This is a genomic window from Streptomyces sp. NPDC057623 (assembly GCF_042800355.1).
In the GTDB taxonomy this organism is placed as follows: domain Bacteria; phylum Actinomycetota; class Actinomycetes; order Streptomycetales; family Streptomycetaceae; genus Streptomyces.
Genome location: NZ_JBHVGZ010000074.1, coordinates 1 through 17188, shown reverse-complemented (window position 1 = coordinate 17188; position 17188 = coordinate 1). Strand labels below are relative to the sequence as shown.

Annotated in this window: 17 protein-coding genes; 9 read left to right on the top strand and 8 right to left on the bottom strand. The window is 71.8% G+C overall.

What is annotated here, in order from left to right; genetic code table 11:
* Window positions 1–67: 67 nt before the first annotated feature.
* Window positions 68–1213, bottom strand: coding sequence for a diguanylate cyclase domain-containing protein (locus ACFU95_RS42345; protein WP_383840249.1), 1146 nt, complete (start codon window positions 1211–1213; stop codon window positions 68–70).
* Window positions 1214–1840: 627 nt separating this feature from the next.
* Window positions 1841–2650, bottom strand: coding sequence for an enoyl-CoA hydratase/isomerase family protein (locus tag ACFU95_RS42340; protein WP_383840246.1), 810 nt, complete (start codon window positions 2648–2650; stop codon window positions 1841–1843).
* Window positions 2651–2842: 192 nt separating this feature from the next.
* On the opposite strand from ACFU95_RS42340, the gene ACFU95_RS42335 reads away from it, so the two are divergent.
* Window positions 2843–3466, top strand: coding sequence for a hypothetical protein (locus ACFU95_RS42335; RefSeq protein ID WP_383840243.1), 624 nt, complete (start codon window positions 2843–2845; stop codon window positions 3464–3466).
* A gap of 63 nt (window positions 3467–3529) precedes the next feature.
* Here the strand turns inward: ACFU95_RS42335 and ACFU95_RS42330 are convergent, their stop codons facing one another.
* Window positions 3530–4663 (bottom strand): adenylate/guanylate cyclase domain-containing protein, encoded by a 1134-nt coding sequence (locus ACFU95_RS42330; protein WP_383840240.1) that lies wholly within the window; start codon window positions 4661–4663, stop codon window positions 3530–3532.
* A 98-nt stretch (window positions 4664–4761) separates the two neighbouring features.
* Window positions 4762–5622 carry a biotin--[acetyl-CoA-carboxylase] ligase gene (locus tag ACFU95_RS42325; RefSeq protein WP_383840237.1) on the bottom strand — a complete coding sequence of 287 codons (861 nt, stop codon included), beginning with the start codon at window positions 5620–5622 and terminating at the stop codon, window positions 4762–4764.
* A gap of 110 nt (window positions 5623–5732) precedes the next feature.
* On the opposite strand from ACFU95_RS42325, the gene ACFU95_RS42320 reads away from it, so the two are divergent.
* Window positions 5733–7346, top strand: a complete 1614-nt coding sequence (locus tag ACFU95_RS42320; RefSeq protein ID WP_383840234.1) for an acyl-CoA carboxylase subunit beta — start codon at window positions 5733–5735, stop codon at window positions 7344–7346.
* 17 nt (window positions 7347–7363) lie between these two features.
* Window positions 7364–7573 (top strand): acyl-CoA carboxylase epsilon subunit, encoded by a 210-nt coding sequence (locus tag ACFU95_RS42315; RefSeq protein ID WP_383840231.1) that lies wholly within the window; start codon window positions 7364–7366, stop codon window positions 7571–7573.
* Here the strand turns inward: ACFU95_RS42315 and ACFU95_RS42310 are convergent.
* Window positions 7570–8700, bottom strand: coding sequence for an SGNH/GDSL hydrolase family protein (locus tag ACFU95_RS42310; RefSeq protein ID WP_383840228.1), 1131 nt, complete (start codon window positions 8698–8700; stop codon window positions 7570–7572). The two genes, ACFU95_RS42315 and ACFU95_RS42310, sit on opposite strands and share 4 nt — an antisense overlap.
* A 120-nt stretch (window positions 8701–8820) precedes the next feature.
* Between ACFU95_RS42310 and mmpB the strand changes: the two genes are divergently transcribed.
* Both mmpB and ACFU95_RS42300 read left to right on the top strand, forming a co-directional pair.
* Entirely contained in the window at window positions 8821–8949 is a 129-nt protein-coding gene (gene mmpB, locus ACFU95_RS42305; RefSeq protein ID WP_093747104.1) for a morphogenic membrane protein MmpB, read from the top strand.
* Window positions 8950–8980: 31 nt separating this feature from the next.
* On the top strand, window positions 8981–9601 hold the full coding sequence (locus tag ACFU95_RS42300; protein ID WP_383840225.1) for a Maf family protein: 621 nt from the start codon (window positions 8981–8983) through the stop codon (window positions 9599–9601).
* Here the strand turns inward: ACFU95_RS42300 and ACFU95_RS42295 are convergent.
* Entirely contained in the window at window positions 9570–10091 is a 522-nt protein-coding gene (locus tag ACFU95_RS42295; RefSeq protein WP_383840222.1) for a hypothetical protein, read from the bottom strand. The two genes, ACFU95_RS42300 and ACFU95_RS42295, sit on opposite strands and share 32 nt — an antisense overlap.
* Before the next feature lie 418 nt (window positions 10092–10509).
* On the opposite strand from ACFU95_RS42295, the gene ACFU95_RS42290 reads away from it, so the two are divergent.
* Window positions 10510–12282, top strand: coding sequence for an acetyl/propionyl/methylcrotonyl-CoA carboxylase subunit alpha (locus ACFU95_RS42290; protein ID WP_383840219.1), 1773 nt, complete (start codon window positions 10510–10512; stop codon window positions 12280–12282).
* A gap of 117 nt (window positions 12283–12399) precedes the next feature.
* Complete coding sequence (locus ACFU95_RS42285) at window positions 12400–13005, top strand: TetR/AcrR family transcriptional regulator (protein ID WP_383840216.1); 606 nt, start codon at window positions 12400–12402, stop codon at window positions 13003–13005.
* A gap of 27 nt (window positions 13006–13032) precedes the next feature.
* Here ACFU95_RS42285 and ACFU95_RS42280 read toward each other — a convergent pair whose 3' ends face one another.
* Window positions 13033–13968, bottom strand: coding sequence for a DeoR/GlpR family DNA-binding transcription regulator (locus ACFU95_RS42280; RefSeq protein ID WP_383840213.1), 936 nt, complete (start codon window positions 13966–13968; stop codon window positions 13033–13035).
* A gap of 166 nt (window positions 13969–14134) precedes the next feature.
* Complete coding sequence (locus ACFU95_RS42275) at window positions 14135–15583, bottom strand: NAD(P)H-quinone dehydrogenase (RefSeq protein WP_383840211.1); 1449 nt, start codon at window positions 15581–15583, stop codon at window positions 14135–14137.
* 98 nt (window positions 15584–15681) lie between these two features.
* Here ACFU95_RS42275 and ACFU95_RS42270 point away from each other — a divergent pair, with 98 nt between their 5' ends.
* Together ACFU95_RS42270 and ACFU95_RS42265 are read left to right on the top strand one after the other, a co-directional pair.
* Window positions 15682–16119 carry a gamma-glutamylcyclotransferase gene (locus ACFU95_RS42270; RefSeq protein ID WP_383840208.1) on the top strand — a complete coding sequence of 146 codons (438 nt, stop codon included), beginning with the start codon at window positions 15682–15684 and terminating at the stop codon, window positions 16117–16119.
* A 130-nt stretch (window positions 16120–16249) separates the two neighbouring features.
* A complete protein-coding gene (locus ACFU95_RS42265; RefSeq protein ID WP_383840205.1) occupies window positions 16250–17086 on the top strand; it encodes a purine-nucleoside phosphorylase in 837 nt (278 codons plus the stop codon).
* Window positions 17087–17188: the final 102 nt, after the last annotated feature.

Below are 17188 nucleotides of genomic sequence, written 5' to 3'. Positions count from 1 at the left end.
CGTTTTCAGCCAAGGACGGGACGGGTAGGGGCGGCGAGGGCGAGAACCCGCCCGGCCCGCACCGGTGTCACGGCAGACGCCCCCGGAAACGTCGCCGCTCCCCGCCCTCGTCCCCGAAGGGCTCGTCGGCGAGCCGCACGACGGGATCGTCCGGCCCCTCCCGCCCGGCGACCACGGGCCGGTCGGCCCGCACCGCCTTGGCCTGGTACTGCGCGGCATCCGCGAGCCGGAACAACCGCCGCGCGGACCGCACGGCCCCGATGGGATCCTCGGTGGACGCGACCCCGCACGCGACGCCCTCGCCGAGCTCCAACTCACCGGCACGCCGGCACAGTTCGTCAGCGGCCTTCACGACGTCGTCGGCAGGCAGTCCGACGGCGAGCAGACAGAACTCGTCACCGCCGAGTCGCGCGGCGAGCGCGCCGGGCAGCATGGCGCCGCACAGCGACAGCACCGACCCGAACCGCTCCAGCAGCCGGTCGCCGACCGCGTGCCCCTGGGTGTCGTTGACCCGCTTGAGCCCGTTGAGGTCGCAGACCACAAGACTGACGACGACGCCCTGGTCGCGATGCCGCTCGACGGCCTCCTCCAACCGCACGTCTACGGCCCGCCGGTTCGCGAGCCCGGTGAGCGCGTCGGTGAACGCCAGCCGCCGGGCCTCCTCCAGCCGCTCGCTCTGCGCGAGTCCGGCGGCCACGACGGAGGCCAGCACGGTGGCGAAGTCGGCGTCGCCCCGGTCGAAGACGGGCGAACCCGCCGGACGGGCGACGTAGAGCTCCCCCCAGGCGCGCCCGTGCAACACGAGCGGCGCGACGACACAGCACCCCCGTCCACGCCGCCGGAGAGCCGCGACCCGCTGATGGCAGTACCCGGGATGCCCGGTGGCGGGACCGGCGGCCGTCTCCACCCAGGCGTTGGGCTCGCCCCCGGCCGCCCACCGCTCGTGCAGGAACTCGGCGATCTCCGGGAACTGGTGCACCGGGTAGGTCTCGTCACCCGGGAACTCCTCCTCCCCCTCCGCCCGGTCCCCCACGTTCACGAGCACCCGCAACCGCCCGAGCTCCCGCTCCCACACCGACAGCGCGGCAAAGCTCCCGGCCAACGCCCGACACGCCCCGAGCGCCGCCGCCCGCCAGGACTCACGCGGGGTGTGCGCCGCCGCCATCCCCTGCGCCAGCGTCACCACGGCCGCGAGACGTCTGTCCTCACCCATCACTCCAGGCTAGGGAGCTTTGGGGTGAAACGGGACATTGATGCGGCGAACAGGTGCCGCACCCGGAACGGAGACGCCCCACCAGGACCGGCCCGCAGGGCACGAGCCCGCAGCCCGCGCCCCGCGCCCCCGGCCTTCACCTCACGGCCACGGGACGCAGCCACCCAGCACCCGCCCTGGACCCCAGCCCGGGGCCCTGGACCCCCGGCCCCCAACGCCGATTCCTGACCGCAGGCCCTCGACCCCGGCGCCCGATTCCCGACCGCCGCCCTCCAGCCTCCGACCTCCGGCCCCCGACCTCCACCGCCCAGCCCCCGGCCCCCGGCCCCCTCGGCCTTCAGCTTTGGGTCCCCGGCCCTCAGTCTTCAGCCTCCGGCCCCCCAGCCTCCGCCACCAGCCCTCAGCCGCAGCCCGCGGCCTCCGCCCCCGACCCTCAGCCTTCAGCCTTCAGCCTTCAGCCGCCGGGCCTCCGCGCCCCCAGCCCTCAGCCCTCGCAGCCCCTGCCCCTCAGCCCCCGGCCTCCTACCCTCAGCCTCAGTTCTCAGCCTCCGACCTCCGACTCCGACCTCCGGCCAGCTCCCGGTCCACCCCCCTGCCCCCAACCCCCAACCCCCGCCCCCTCAAGCCCTACTCCCCAGGCCACACAGGCTTCCGCTTCTCGTTGAACGCGGCCACCCCCTCCGCGCGGTCCCCCGAGAACGCCGTCGCCCGCCAGGCCGCGTCCTCGATCTCCAGCCCGGCCCGCAGATCCAGCCCGTGCCCCACCCGCAGCGCGCGCTTGGCGGACCGCAGCCCCACCGGCGAGTTCACGGCGATCCGGGCCCCGAGCGCCAGCGCCTCCTCGCGGTCGCGTCCCTCCTCCACCAGCTCATCGACCAGCCCCAGTTCCCGGGCCTCGACGGCCTCGACCCGCCGCGCGGTGAAGATCAGCTCCGCGGCCCGGGCCGCCCCCACCCGCCGCGGCAGCAACTGCGTCCCACCACCGCCCGGGATCACCCCGACCGACACCTCGGGCAGCCCCACCACGGCCGTACGGTCGGCCACGATCACATCGCACGACAGCGCCAGCTCGAAGCCGCCCCCCAGCGCGAAGCCGTGGACCGCCGCGATCGTCGGCACCGGCAGCTCCAGCACGCCCGTGTAGGCCGCCCGGGCCACGGGCCGCTGCCGCACCAGATCGGCGTCGCTGAACGAGTTCCGCTCCTTCAGATCCGCCCCGACACAGAACGCCCGCTCATGGGTCGAGGTCAGCACCACCACCCGTACCTCACGGTCCGCCCCCAGGGCCGCGCACGCCCCCGCGATCGAACGCGCCATCTGAGTCGACACGGCGTTCATGGCCTTGGGCCGGTCGAGGACGAGCTCCGCGACATGCCCGGCACCCCCGTCACCGTGCCGCCTCACCAGCACGAACTCCCCGAACCGCTCCTCGCTCATGACACCCTCCGGTTAACGCGGGTTAACAACACTCGCCCCGATCATCGCAGCCGGACCCCGCCGGGGAAAGGCCAGTCCCGACACCCCGTTCGAGTGACATCCCGCCCAACTCCCGTCCTACCGCCAATGACAGCGCATAACGTGCGCGAGCCACGGCGCTTCGGGGGCGCGAGCGGGTCGGGAGGGGTCGTGATGAGCGGGACGAGGGAAACAGCGACGGAAACCGGGACGGCCGGTGCGGACGGACAGCCCACCGCCCGCCTCTTCGGCTCCCGCGGCCGCCATCGGCGCCCCCGCCCCCGCAAGGTCCTCCTGGCGGCGGGCGGCCTGGCCCTGGCGGCCGGCGCGCTGAGCCTCGTGCGCCTGACCCCCGACGCCGAGGTAGCCGGCCTCGGCGCGACGGAAACGGAGCCCGCCCGGGACTCCGACACCCTCGCCGACACAGCCGCGGACACGGACACCGACACGGACCGCTCGGCGAACGCCGCCGCCACCGTCCCGACACCCGGCCCCAAGGCAAGCCCGTCCGCGACCTCCGTCATGGGCGGCCTGAACGCGACACCGACAACCACCACGATCGTCGTACCGACCACGCACAAGACCGCGGCACCACGCCCCGGCACGACGCTGACCGACACCCCGGCCGCACCCCGCCCACCAGCGACGACCGACCAGGCACCCCAGCCGACCCCGACCCTGCCCCCCAGCCGACCGCCGACGAGTCCCCCAGCCTCCCAGCCGGACCACCCCGACGAGGACTCAGTCTGCGTGCCCTTCATCGGCCTGTGCGTAGACCACCTGTCGAACGGTGACTAGGAACGCCGAGCACAGGGGCGCCCCCGAAGGGGCGCGGGGCTGTATCCGCCACCCCGACGGCGCTCACTCGCCCCCGCCGGACGCCCTCCGTGTCAACAGCCAAGGCTCCACCACACCAAGCCCTCGCACCGGCCGCTGCCACATCGGCTGGAGCGCGAACCGATAGGCCGGGGGCTCCTCCCCCTCCTTCTCCGCAGCGGCAGCGGCCTCCGCCGCCTCCGCCTCCGACGCCGGCGCCTCACCCGTTCGAATGAGTTCCTCCGCGAACGCGCTGTCGACGAGGACGGCGTCACGCGGAGCTATCGACGTCAGCCGGGAGGCGAGATTCACGGTCGTACCGAAGACATCGCCCATTCGGGTGGTCACCGTGCCGAAGGCGATGCCGACGCGCAGCTCGGGCATCGTCTCGTCGCCCGCCATCGTCTCGATGAGCCGCAGGGCGATCTCCGCGGCGACCCCCGCGTCGTCGGCCGCGTACAGGACCTCGTCGCCGAGCGTCTTGATCAGCCGTCCCCCGCGCGCGGCCACCAGGTCGGCCGCCGTGGTCTCGAAGGCCTCGACGAGTTCGCCGAGTTCCTCCTCCTCCATCCGGCGGGTCAGCCGGGTGAAGCCGACCAGGTCGGCGAAGCCCACGGCCAGCCGCCGGTCGACCATCTCCTCGTCGTCGGCGGCCTGGATGACCCGGCCGGCGGAGGCGGCGAGCTGGCGGCGCCAGACGTAGACGAGGAACTCCTCCAGCTCGGGCAGGAGCAGCTCGATGATCGGGTACGTCACCTCGGTGCGCGTCATGCCGGGTTCCGGGGGCTCGGTCAGGCCCTCCAGGAACGAGTCGATCTGCCACTCGGCCAGCCGGGCGGTGGTCTGCCCGGTGGACCGTGCCACCTGCACGGCCATGGCCTCGCTGAGCAGCCCCGCCTCGACGAGACCGGCCAGGCGCCGCAGCGCCAGTACGTCGGCCTCGGTCAGTGCCTTGGCCTGCCCGATGTCGGCGAAGCCCATGGCCCGCCAGAAACGGGACGCCAGTTCCATGGAGACGCCGGCGCTGCGGGCCGCCTGAAACGGTGTGTAGCGCCGCTCGGCGCCGAGAATGAGGCCTTCGAGGCGCAGGGCGAGCGGATTGTCCTCGCCGGGTTCGGCGGCATGGGGGTCCACCCGGCCGTCCGCGCCCGTGCCGGAGCCCGTGTCGTCGACGGTCACGCCTGCTGCCCTTCCGATCTGCCGCGGTCAGTAATCGACCGGCCTTCACTTTACGGCAGGTGTGGGCCACCTCACTCCGGAAGGCCGGGGAGCCGAACTCACACCGACCGCAGGTGCACGATGTCCCCCGCACCCACGGGTTCCTGCACGCCTTCCCCGGTGGCCAGCACCAACCGCCCGTCACCGTCGATCGCGACGGCCTCGCCCATGATCGACCGGTCCCCCGGCAGCTCGGCCCGTACGACCCTCCCCAGCGTCGCGCAGCCCGCCGCGTACGTCTCCTGGAGTTCGCTCACCACCGGGTCGCCCGCGGCGGCCCGCCACCGCCCGTACCACTCCTCAAGGGAGCGCAGCATGCCCCGCAGCAGGGGATCCCGGTCGGTGCTGACGGCCCCGGCCAGCGCCAGTGAGGCCGCCTGGGGCACCGGCAGTTCGTCCTCACGCAGCGTGACGTTGATGCCGACGCCGATGACCACGCCCGCGTTTCCGGCCCGCTCCGCCAGGATCCCGCCGGCCTTGCGCTCCTCGCCGCCGACGGTCACCAGGAGGTCGTTGGGCCACTTGAGTGCCGTGTCGACGCCTGCCGCCCGCGACAGCCCTGTCGCCACGGCGACGCCCGTGAGCAGCGGCAGCCAGCCCCAGCGGGCCGCCGGCACATCGGCCGGGTTCAGCAGCACGGAGAAGAACAGCCCCGAGCGGGCCGGTGCCGTCCACTGCCGGTCCAGGCGCCCCTTGCCGGCCGTCTGCTCCTCGGCGACCAGGACCGCGCCCTCGGCCGCCTTGCCCGCGGCCGCCAGGGCCACCAGGTCGGTGTTGGTGGAGCCGGTGCTCCGCACCACCTCCACCTCGCGCCACAGCCCGCCGTCCCGCACGAGTCCGCGCCGCAGCGCGGCGGCGTTCAGCGGCGGACGGTCCAGGTCGGACCAGCGGCTGTCATCTGATGCATCTCGCGGCGTCATGCAAGCCACCCTAGGTGTGTGAAACGCCGCACTGCTGTTTCGTAGGGCCCCCACTACTCTACGGATGAGTAACCGTCCCCCCTTTTGAGCAGGCAGGGAGCGCCATCCCGATGTCCGAGCCGGAAGAGCGTCACGAGATCCAAGGGATCGACATCCACACCACCGCGGGCAAGCTCGCGGATCTCCAGCGCCGTATCGAGGAAGCGACGCACGCCGGCTCCGCTCGCGCCGTCGAAAAGCAGCACGCCAAGGGCAAGTTGACGGCCCGTGAGCGCATCGAGCTCCTTCTCGACGAGGACTCCTTCGTCGAGCTCGACGAGTTCGCCCGGCACCGCTCCACCAACTTCGGCCTGGAGAAGAACCGCCCGTACGGCGACGGTGTCGTCACCGGGTACGGCACGGTGGACGGCCGGCCCGTCGCCGTGTTCTCGCAGGACTTCACCGTCTTCGGCGGTGCGCTGGGCGAGGTCTACGGCCAGAAGATCGTCAAGGTCATGGACTTCGCGCTGAAGACCGGCTGTCCGGTCATCGGCATCAACGACTCCGGCGGCGCCCGCATCCAGGAGGGCGTGGCCTCGCTGGGCGCGTACGGCGAGATCTTCCGCCGCAACACGCACGCCAGCGGTGTGATCCCGCAGATCAGCCTGGTCGTCGGGCCGTGTGCGGGCGGTGCGGTGTACTCCCCCGCCATCACCGACTTCACGATCATGGTCGACCAGACCTCGCACATGTTCATCACCGGCCCGGACGTCATCAAGACGGTCACCGGCGAGGACGTCGGCTTCGAGGAGCTGGGCGGCGCCCGCACCCACAACTCGGCCTCCGGCGTGGCGCACCACATGGCCGGCGACGAGAAGGACGCCATCGAGTACGTCAAGCAGCTGCTGTCGTACCTGCCGTCCAACAACCTCTCCGAGCCCCCGGCGTTCCCGGACGAGGCGGACCTCGCCGTCACCGACGAGGACCGCGAGCTGGACACGATCGTGCCGGACAGCGCGAACCAGCCGTACGACATGCACACGGTGATCGAACACATCCTGGACGACGCCGAGTTCTTCGAGACGCAGGCGCTGTTCGCGCCGAACATCCTCACCGGCTTCGGGCGGGTCGAGGGCCGTCCGGTCGGCATCGTCGCCAACCAGCCGATGCAGTTCGCCGGCTGCCTCGACATCCAGGCCAGCGAGAAGGCGGCCCGCTTCGTGCGGACCTGCGACGCCTTCAACGTCCCGGTCATCACCTTCGTCGACGTCCCCGGCTTCCTCCCGGGCGTCGACCAGGAGCACGACGGCATCATCCGCCGCGGCGCCAAGCTGATCTACGCCTACGCCGAGGCGACGGTCCCGCTGATCACGGTCATCACCCGCAAGGCCTTCGGCGGCGCCTACGACGTCATGGGCTCCAAGCACCTGGGCGCCGACATCAACCTCGCCTGGCCGACCGCCCAGATCGCCGTCATGGGCGCCCAGGGCGCCGTCAACATCCTGCACCGGCGCACCATCGCCGAGGCGGAGGCGAACGGGGAGGACCTGGAGGCGGTGCGCGCGCGGCTGATCCAGGAGTACGAGGACACCCTCCTCAACCCCTACATCGCGGCCGAGCGCGGCTACGTCGACTCGGTGATCATGCCGTCCGACACCCGCCGCCATGTCGTCCGCGGCCTGCGTCAGCTGCGTACCAAGCGGGAATCCCTGCCTCCGAAGAAGCACGGCAACATCCCCCTCTAGTCCGGCCGGGAGCCGTCATGAACATCAAGGTCATACGGGGCAACCCGACACCGGAGGAGCTGGCCGCCGCACTGGCGGTGGTTCGCGCCCGCGCCGCGGCGGCGGCAGCCACGCCGCCCGGCGCACCCAAGCCGCGGGACGGGTGGTCGGACCCGTCCCGCATCGCCTCGCACAGGCTGCCGCAACCGGGGCCGACGACCTGGGCCCGTACCTACTGGCCCGGTTAGAGGAGCGCTGACACGGCTTCGGCCATCACCTCGTACCCGGCGTCGTTCGGGTGCAGGTGGTCGCCGAAGTCGTACGCCGGGAGCAGCCGGTCCGGGTCCTCCGGATCGGCCAGCGCCCGGTTCAGGTCCACCACCGCGTCGTACTCCCCGCTGCGGCGGATCCACTCGTTCAGCTCGTGACTCACCTTGGCCGCGTGCTCGCCCCAGTGGTCCGAGCCTCCGAACGGCGGCAGGGTCGCCCCGATCACGCGCAGCCCCGCCACCCTGCCCTGCCGGATCAGCTCCCGGTGCCCGGCGATCAGCTCCTCGGCCTCCAGCACCGGCGCCGGCTTGTACGTCGGCTGCTCGTCGGTCTCGCTGAAGCCGATGTCGTTGAGCCCCAGGAGCACGACGAGCGTGTCCACGCCGGGCTGGTCGAGGACGTCCCGGCGCAACCGGTGGATGCCCTTCTCGCCGTACCAGGCGGAGTCGTTGAGCAGCAGGTTCCCGCCGATCCCCGCATTCAGAACGGGCCGCCCCGTGCGCTCGGCGAGGGCGTCCGACCAGCGCCGGTCGGCGCCCGGCGTCGACCCGAACCCGTCCGTGACCGAGTCGCCGAAGAGGGCGACGGCGTCGGCGCGCCCGCTGTCGGCCTCCACCGCCGACAGGAAGTACCAGGACTCCGTGGCCGCGTCGAAGCCCGCTCCGCCGGTGTCCGCCGTCAGGTCGCCGTCGCCCCGATGACTGCTCGTGAAGGCCTGGGCGTGAAAGGTCGCGGGACCGGTGGTGGTGTCGAAGTACAGCGTGACGGTCACCGACTCGCCGGCGGCGACGGTGAGCGGGACGTCGTCGCTGACCAGCTCCCCGCGCGCCGGCAGCGTGGCGTCCCCGGCACCCCCGAAGGCGAGCGGCACGAGCGACCCCGGCCGCACGGCCGCCCCCGCGGCCGTACGCCCCACGCTCGCACCCGCGATGCGGACGGGCGAGGTGCCGTACGCGTGGGACAGCCGCACCCGCACCCGGGCGCCCCCGGCCGACAGCCGTACGGCCTGCCGCACCGACTGGCGCCAGAAGCCCTCTCGGGACCAGTTGGGCGTGAACCCCTCGCTGGGCAGCTGCGGTGACGCGATCCAGGAAGCGCTGAACATGACACATCCCCCAAACGGAACTGTAGACCCTTTAGCTAATGGAACAGTAACACCATTTAGGGGAAAGTTGAGTATGCGTACTCAGGCGTCGCCGCGGACACCCGGCCGACGATGGAAGGCATGCTGTGGTCCGACCCCGAGAACGAGCCGCCCAAGGAACTGCGTGACATGCAGGAGATGTTGCGGCGGCTGGGCGTTCTCATGGCGCTGGCCATGGTGCTCACGATGATCGTGCTCGGGCTGAGGTGAGTCCGGCCGGGTACGCCGATACGCTGACCGCATGACTGATCAGCCGCGCCGCCGACTCGTCCTCGCCTCCCAGTCCCCCGCCCGGCTCAACCTGCTCCGCCAGGCCGGGCTGGCCCCCGAGGTCATCGTGAGCGGCGTGGACGAGGACGCCGTCACCGCCCCCACCCCCGCCGAGCTGGCGCTGGCCCTGGCCGAGGCGAAGGCCTCCGTCGTGGCGGCGAGGCCGGAGGTCAAGGGCGCGATCGTGATCGGCTGCGACTCGGTCCTGGACCTGGACGGCCAGGCCCTGGGCAAGCCGGCGGACGCCGAGGAGGCCACCGCGCGCTGGAAGTCGATGCGCGGCCGGGCGGGCACACTCCAGACCGGCCACTGCGTCTACGACACGGTCACCGGCCGGTACACCTCCGCCACCGCCTCCACGGTCGTACGGTTCGGCGAACCGACCGACGAGGAGATCGCCGCGTACGTCGCCTCCGGCGAACCGCTCTACGTCGCCGGGGCGTTCACCCTCGACGGCCGCTCGGCCCCGTTCATCGACGGCATCGACGGCGACCACGGCAACGTGATCGGCATCAGCCTGCCGCTGGTGCGGCGACTGCTGGGGCAACTGGGCATCGGCATCACGGAGTTGTGGGCGCCGGCGGAGGCGTGACCGGGGAGCCACCCGCCGGAGGACCACCCGCCGGGGCGCTGTCGCCGTCCGTGCCCCCGTCGGGGGCGGCGTCGGCGGGCTCCCCGGAGCCGGGCGCGCCCTGGGCGTCGTACGTCATGAGCAGCAGCACTATCAGACCGAGCACGCCGACCATGAACAGGAACGCCGTCCAGCCCACGAGCCCCCAGGCGAACGCGCCCAGCAGCGCGTGCACCACGGCCGCGCTGATCAGCAGGATGCGGCCGAAGCCGGCCGGCGCGCGGTCGCGCAGGGCCACGAGCAGGGCGACCAGGCCGCACAGCGCGAAGTAGGCGCCGAAGACGAGCCCGCCGATCTTCGAGGACAGCGACATCACGTCCGGGTCGAGACCCGCCAGGGACATGTCCTGACGGTCGACGACCACGCCGAGGAACCACTGAAGCGCCGCGATGCCGAGCCCCTCCACGAAGAGCACAACCGCCACCAGCCACGCCACCGGTCTGCGTACCACCGGTCCCCACCCACTTCCGAGCTCCGCGCTGTTACCCCAAGTACGCCCACCCGCCGCCCGACCACCACCCCTCAAGGGGGCCCTCCGGGCCGCTGCGTTTGATTCAGCATCGCGAACGCTACTAACGGGTAAACCCCGGGACAAGGGTTCGGGCGCCAGCAAAGAATCATTGGGCCATTCGTAGGGATTCCACAAAGAAACCGAGTGGCCCGCAGCACGTGATGACAGAGACCTTGACCACAGCGGAGGGCTAGGGTTTTCCGGGAGAGACCTGCGTGCCGAGGCGCGACATGGGATTTCGCAGGTCGAGCAAGCCTGGAATCACGCTCCGTGTGGGCAAGCTCACCACTGGGGACGGGTCGATGTGGCGTGTCGGCAGTCCCTAAACTCGGCTTGTTTCAAGGAGGGAGCCTCAATCGTGCGCAAGGTGCTCATCGCCAACCGTGGCGAAATCGCTGTCCGCGTGGCCCGGGCCTGCCAGGATTCCGGGATCGCGAGCGTGGCCGTCTACGCGGACCCTGACCGGGACGCATTGCATGTCCGCGCCGCGGATGAGGCGTTCGCCCTGGGCGGTGACACTCCGGCGACCAGTTATCTGGACATCGACAAGGTCCTCAAGGCCGCCCGGGAGTCCGGCGCGGACGCCATCCACCCCGGCTACGGCTTCCTGTCGGAGAACGCCGACTTCGCCCAGGCCGTGCTCGACGCCGGACTGATCTGGATCGGCCCGCCTCCGCAGGCCATCCGCGACCTCGGAGACAAGGTCGCCGCCCGGCACATCGCCCAGCGCGCCGGCGCCCCGCTCGTCGCCGGCACCCCCGACCCGGTCTCCGGCGCCGACGAGGTCGTCGCCTTCGCCGAGGAACACGGCCTGCCCATCGCCATCAAGGCCGCCTTCGGCGGCGGCGGACGCGGCCTCAAGGTCGCCCGCACCCTCGAAGAGGTCCCCGAGCTCTACGAGTCCGCCGTCCGCGAGGCGGTGGCCGCCTTCGGCCGCGGCGAATGCTTCGTCGAGCGCTACCTCGACAAGCCCCGCCACGTCGAGACCCAGTGCCTGGCCGACTCCCACGGCAACGTGGTCGTCGTCTCCACCCGCGACTGCTCCCTGCAGCGCCGCCACCAGAAACTGGTCGAGGAAGCCCCCGCCCCGTTCCTGTCCCCGGCACAGGTCACCGAGCTGTACTCCTCCTCCAAGGCCATCCTCAAAGAGGCCGGCTACATCGGCGCCGGCACCGTCGAGTTCCTCGTCGGCCTCGACGGCACCATCTCCTTCCTGGAAGTCAACACCCGCCTCCAGGTCGAACACCCCGTCACCGAAGAAGTCGCCGGCATCGACCTGGTCCGGGAGATGTTCCGCATCGCCGACGGCGAAGAACTCGGCTACGACGACCCGCCCCTGCGCGGCCACTCCTTCGAGTTCCGCATCAACGGCGAAGACCCCGGCCGCGGCTTCCTGCCCGCCCCCGGCACCGTCACCGCCTTCACCGCCCCCACCGGCCCCGGCGTCCGCCTCGACGCCGGCGTCGAGTCCGGCAGTGTCATCGGCCCCGCCTGGGACTCCCTCCTCGCCAAGCTGATCGTCACCGGCGCCACCCGCGCGCAGGCCCTCCAGCGTGCCGCCCGCGCCCTGGCCGAGTTCCAGGTCGAGGGCATGGCCACCGCCATCCCCTTCCACCGCGCCGTCGTCACCGACCCCGCCTTCGCCCCGGAACTGACCGGCAGCACCGAACCGTTCACGGTCCACACCCGCTGGATCGAGACCGAGTTCGTCAACACCATCCCCGCCTTCGCCGTCCCGGCCGCCGCCGAGACCGAGGACGACACCGACCGCGAGACGATCGTCGTCGAGGTCGGCGGCAAGCGCCTGGAAGTCTCCCTGCCCTCCTCACTGGGCATGTCCCTGGCCCGCACCGGCCTCGCCGCCGGCGCCAAGCCCAAACGCCGCGCCGCCAAGAAGTCCGGCCCCGCCGCCTCCGGCGACACCCTCGCCTCCCCGATGCAGGGCACCATCGTCAAGGTCGCCGTCGAGGAAGGCCAGGAGGTCAAGGAAGGCGACCTCATCGTCGTCCTCGAAGCCATGAAGATGGAACAGCCGCTGAACGCGCACAAGTCCGGCACCATCAAGGGCCTGTCCGCCGACGTCGGCGCCTCCCTCACCTCCGGCGCCCCCATCTGCGAGATCAAGGACTGACGCCTACGGCATCCGGGGCGCCCGGCGGACTGAGCGAACAGTCCGCCGGGCGTCTCCTCTTTTCCCGGGTGGCATCCTGGAGGCACACCCGGGCACGGGAGAGGGCAGGTGAGAGCGATGGTGAGCGCGACCTCACGCGAGGGCGCGGGGAGCGGGCCGGCCTCGCCGCGCGCCATGCGTGCCGACGCCCGCCGCAACTACGAGCGTCTACTCACCGAGGCCCGCTCCGCCTTCGCCGAGCGCGGCACCGACGCGTCGCTGGAGGACGTGGCCCGCCGGGCGGGCGTGGGCATCGGCACCCTGTACCGCCACTTCCCCAACCGGGACGCCTTGTTGAGCGCGATCTTCGAGGACGCGGTCGGCGACCTCCTGACCCGCTCCCACGAACTCCTCGACGCCCCCGAGCCCTGCGCGGCCCTGGTGACGTGGCTGCGCGAGATGGTCACGCACGCCGGGGAGTACCGGGGCCTGGCGCGGTCCTTGATGTCCGTCTCCTACGACCGCACCTCAGCACTGGCTCGTTGCAGCGACCCCATCCGCGAGGCGGGCGGCGCGCTGCTGGCCCGGGCGCAGGAGGCGGGGAGGGTCCGGCAGGACGTGGCGATTGCCGACCTCCTCCAACTCACCCACGCGATCGCGTTGGCGGCGGAGGAGACACCGGGGGATCCGGGGTTGGCCGACCGACTGCTCATGCTGACGTTGCGGGGCTTGAGAGCAGGCTGAGTGGCGTCCGGCCGAGCCGTCGGCGGACTACCGCCGGCGCAGATCCGCGACCCGGGCCCGCTCCCGCTCCGCCACCCCCTGCTCCCCGAGCACCGCCGCGGCGGGCCGCAACCCCTGCCCCCGCCTGGGTCCCGGCAGGGCACGCCGCCGCGCCGGGACCTCGTCACCCCCCGGGCTCCCGGTCGCCCCGGCCACGGCGATCTGCACCCCCTGATCGGCGAGGGCCTGGAGCTCGGTGTGGGCGCGGTCGTCGTGGACCGGCGGCTCGTCGGTGACCAGCCGGGTGATGACGTCCGTGGGCACCGTCTGGAACATCGTGTCGCTGCCGAGCTTGGTGTGGTCGGCGAGGACGACGACCTCCGCGGCCGCCTGGACGAGGGCCCGGTCGACGGACGCCGAGAGCATGTTGGACGTGGACAGCCCACGCTCGGCGGTCAGGCCGCTCCCGGAGAGGAAGGCCCGGGACACCCGCAGCCCCTGGAGGGACTGCTCGGCACCACTGCCCACCAGCGCGTAGTTCGACCCGCGGAGCGTACCGCCGGTCATCACGACCTCGACCCGGTTGGCATGGGCCAACGCCTGCGCCACCAGGAGGGAGTTGGTGACGACGGTCAGTCCGGGGACGCGAGCGAGCCGACGGGCCAGCTCCTGTGTGGTGGTCCCCGCCCCGACGACGATCGCCTCGCCCTCTTCCACGAAATTCGCGGCGAGGTCGGCGATGGCCGTCTTCTCGGCGGTCGCGAGATGTGACTTCTGCGGAAAGCCGGACTCCCGCGTGAACCCGCCCGGCAATACCGCACCGCCATGCCGGCGGTCGAGGAGTCCTTCTGCCTCCAGTGCGCGCACGTCCCGCCGTACGGTCACTTCGGAGGTCTGGACGACGCGGGCGAGCTCACGGAGCGACACGGCCCCGTTCGCTCGCACCATTTCGAGGATCAATTGGCGACGTTCTGCAGCGAACACGAAACTGACAGTAACCCCAACGACCGTCTGGTTTCAGCAGTTTGCGCCGAATAACAGAAGTTGTTCGCACGCAAGGGCGAGAAGTGGTATACGGCCTAGTCCCGCCGCCTATGCCGTACGCATGCTCGACAACTCCCCGTGACCAGCGGGGAGTTGGCCGCGGCCGTCAGAGTTCGCCGTCGGACTTCCGAGTGTGCAGCTGTCGTGCCACCTCGGCGATCGAGCCCGAAAGGGAGGGGTACACGGTGAAGGCGTTCGCGATCTGTTCGACCGTCAGATTGTTGTCGACCGCGATCGAGATCGGATGGATCAGTTCCGAGGCGCGCGGCGACACGACCACACCGCCGACCACGATGCCCGTACCCGGCCGGCAGAAGATCTTGACGAAGCCGTCCCGGATGCCCTGCATCTTGGCGCGCGGGTTGCGCAGCAGCGGGAGCTTCACGACCCGGGCGTCGATCTTGCCCGCGTCCACGTCCGCCTGGCTGTAGCCGACGGTGGCGATCTCGGGGTCGGTGAAGACGTTGGAGGACACGGTCTTCAGGTTCAGCGGGGCCACCGCGTCGCCGAGGAAGTGGTACATGGCGATACGTCCCTGCATCGCCGCCACCGAGGCGAGGGCGAAGACTCCGGTCACGTCACCGGCGGCGTACACACCGGGAGCGGTGGTCCTGGAGACCTTGTCGGTCCAGATGTGCCCGGACTCGCGCAGCTTGACGCCGGCCTCCTCCAGGCCCATGCCCGCGGAGTTCGGGATGGCGCCGACGGCCATCAGGCAGTGGCTGCCGCTGATGACACGCCCGTCGGCGAGGGTGACCTCGACCCGGTCGCCGACCCGTTTGGCGGCGGCGGCACGCGAGCGGGCCATGACGTTCATGCCGCGCCGCCGGAAGACGTCTTCGAGGACGGCGGCGGCGTCCGGGTCCTCGCCCGGCAGCACGCGGTCCCGGGACGACACGAGGGTGACCCGCGACCCGAGCGCCTGGTAGGCGCCGGCGAACTCGGCGCCGGTGACACCGGAGCCGACCACGATGAGTTCCTCGGGCAGCTCGGTGAGGTCGTAGACCTGGGTCCAGTTGAGGATGCGCTCGCCGTCGGGCTGGGCGTCGGGCACCTCGCGCGGGTGACCGCCGGTGGCGATCAGGACGGCGTCGGCGGTGAGGGTCTCCTCGGTGCCGTCGGCGGCACGGACGACGACCTTGCGGGACCCGTCGAGGCCCTGCATACCCTCCAGCCGGCCGCGGCCGCGCAGGACCCGGGCGCCGGCGCGCGTGACGGAGGCCGTGATGTCGTGGGACTGGGCGAGCGCGAGCCGCTTCACACGCCGGTTGACCTTGCCGAGGTCGACCCCGACCACCCGGGCGGGCGTGTCGATGTGCGGCGTGTCGTCGGCCACGATGATGCCCAGCTCCTCGTACGAGGAGTCGAAGGTGGTCATCACCTCGGCCGTGGCGATAAGGGTCTTCGACGGTACGCAGTCGGTGAGCACCGACGCCCCGCCCAGACCGTCGCAGTCGACGACGGTCACCTCCGCGCCGAGTTGGGCGGCCACCAGGGCCGCCTCGTATCCGCCGGGTCCGCCACCGATGATCACGATCCGAGTCACGTACTCCATTGTCCCGCACGCAACAGGGTGGCACCGCCCCCGGGGCCCCGCCCGAGACACCACTGTTACGGGAGGGGCGGACGATTCACCTGCCGTACCCTCTCTCCATGTCGCTCTACGCCGCGTACGCCGGCAATCTCGACGCGCGGCTGATGACCCGCCGCGCCCCCCACTCGCCGCTGCGCGCCACCGGCTGGCTGAACGGGTGGCGACTGACGTTCGGGGGCGAGCAGCTGGGCTGGGACGGCGCGCTGGCGACGCTCGTCGAGGAGCCGGGGGAGCAGGTCTTCGTCGCGCTGTACGACATCGCCCCGATGGACGAGGAGTCCCTGGACCGCTGGGAGGGCGTCGGCCTCGGCATCTACCGGCGGCTCCGGGTACGGGTGCACACGCTGGAGGGCGAGGAGCCGGCGTGGGTGTACGTGCTGAACGCCTACGAGGGCGGGCTGCCGGCGGCGCGGTACCTGGGCGAGATCGCGGACGCGGCGGAGTCGGCCGGTGCGCCGCACGACTATGTGATGGAGCTGCGCAAGCGCCCGTGCTGAGGGACGCCCTGAGCGTCCCCTGCCGCCCTGCTCCCTTCCCGCCCTTCGTTGGAAACGACAAGACAACGATCGCCATCCCGTGAGCTCTGTCATCTACGCGCGTAGGCCCAAACCGGCTACCCTCAGTCGCGTGAACGCATCTCTTCTTCCGGACGACATCCAGGGCGCCACCCCGAATGAGCCAGGGGCCGCCGCCGACGCCGCCGCCGCGCGCCTGCGCGAACTCACCGGCGCCGAGACCCACGACGTCGCCCTCGTGATGGGCTCCGGCTGGGCACCGGCCGTGGACGCCCTCGGCGCACCCGAGGCCGAGTTCCAGGTCACCGAGCTGCCCGGTTTCCCGCCGCCGGCGGTGGAAGGGCACGGCGGCAAGATCCGCTCCTACCGGATCGGCAACAAGCGCGCGCTCGTCTTCCTGGGCCGCACCCACTACTACGAGGGCCGCGGCGTGGCGGCGGTGGCGCACGGTGTCCGCACCGCCGTGGCGGCCGGCTGCAAGACCCTGGTCCTCACCAACGGCTGCGGCGGTCTGCGCGAGGGCATGCGCCCCGGCCAGCCGGTCCTGATCAGCGACCACATCAACCTCACGGCGACGTCCCCGATCATCGGCGCGAACTTCGTCGACCTGACGGACCTGTACTCGCCGCGGCTGCGTGCCCTGTGCAAGGAGATCGACCCCACGCTGGAGGAGGGCGTCTACGCCCAGTTCCCCGGCCCGCACTACGAGACGCCGGCGGAGATCCGGATGGCGCGGGTCATCGGGGCGGACCTGGTGGGCATGTCGACGGTGCTCGAGGCCATCGCGGCGCGGGAGGCCGGGGCCGAGGTCCTGGGCATCTCCCTGGTGACGAACCTCGCCGCCGGTATGACGGGCGAGCCCCTCAACCACGAAGAGGTTCTGCAGGCCGGGCGCGACTCGGCCACGCGGATGGGTTCGCTGCTGGCGCAGGTGCTGGGCCGGCTGTAGGGACTTTCTCGCCCCCGCCGCCCCTACCCGTCCCATCCTTCTGGGGCTCCGCCCCAGACCCCGCTCCTCAAACGCCGGAGGGGCTGAGTACTTCAGCCCGTC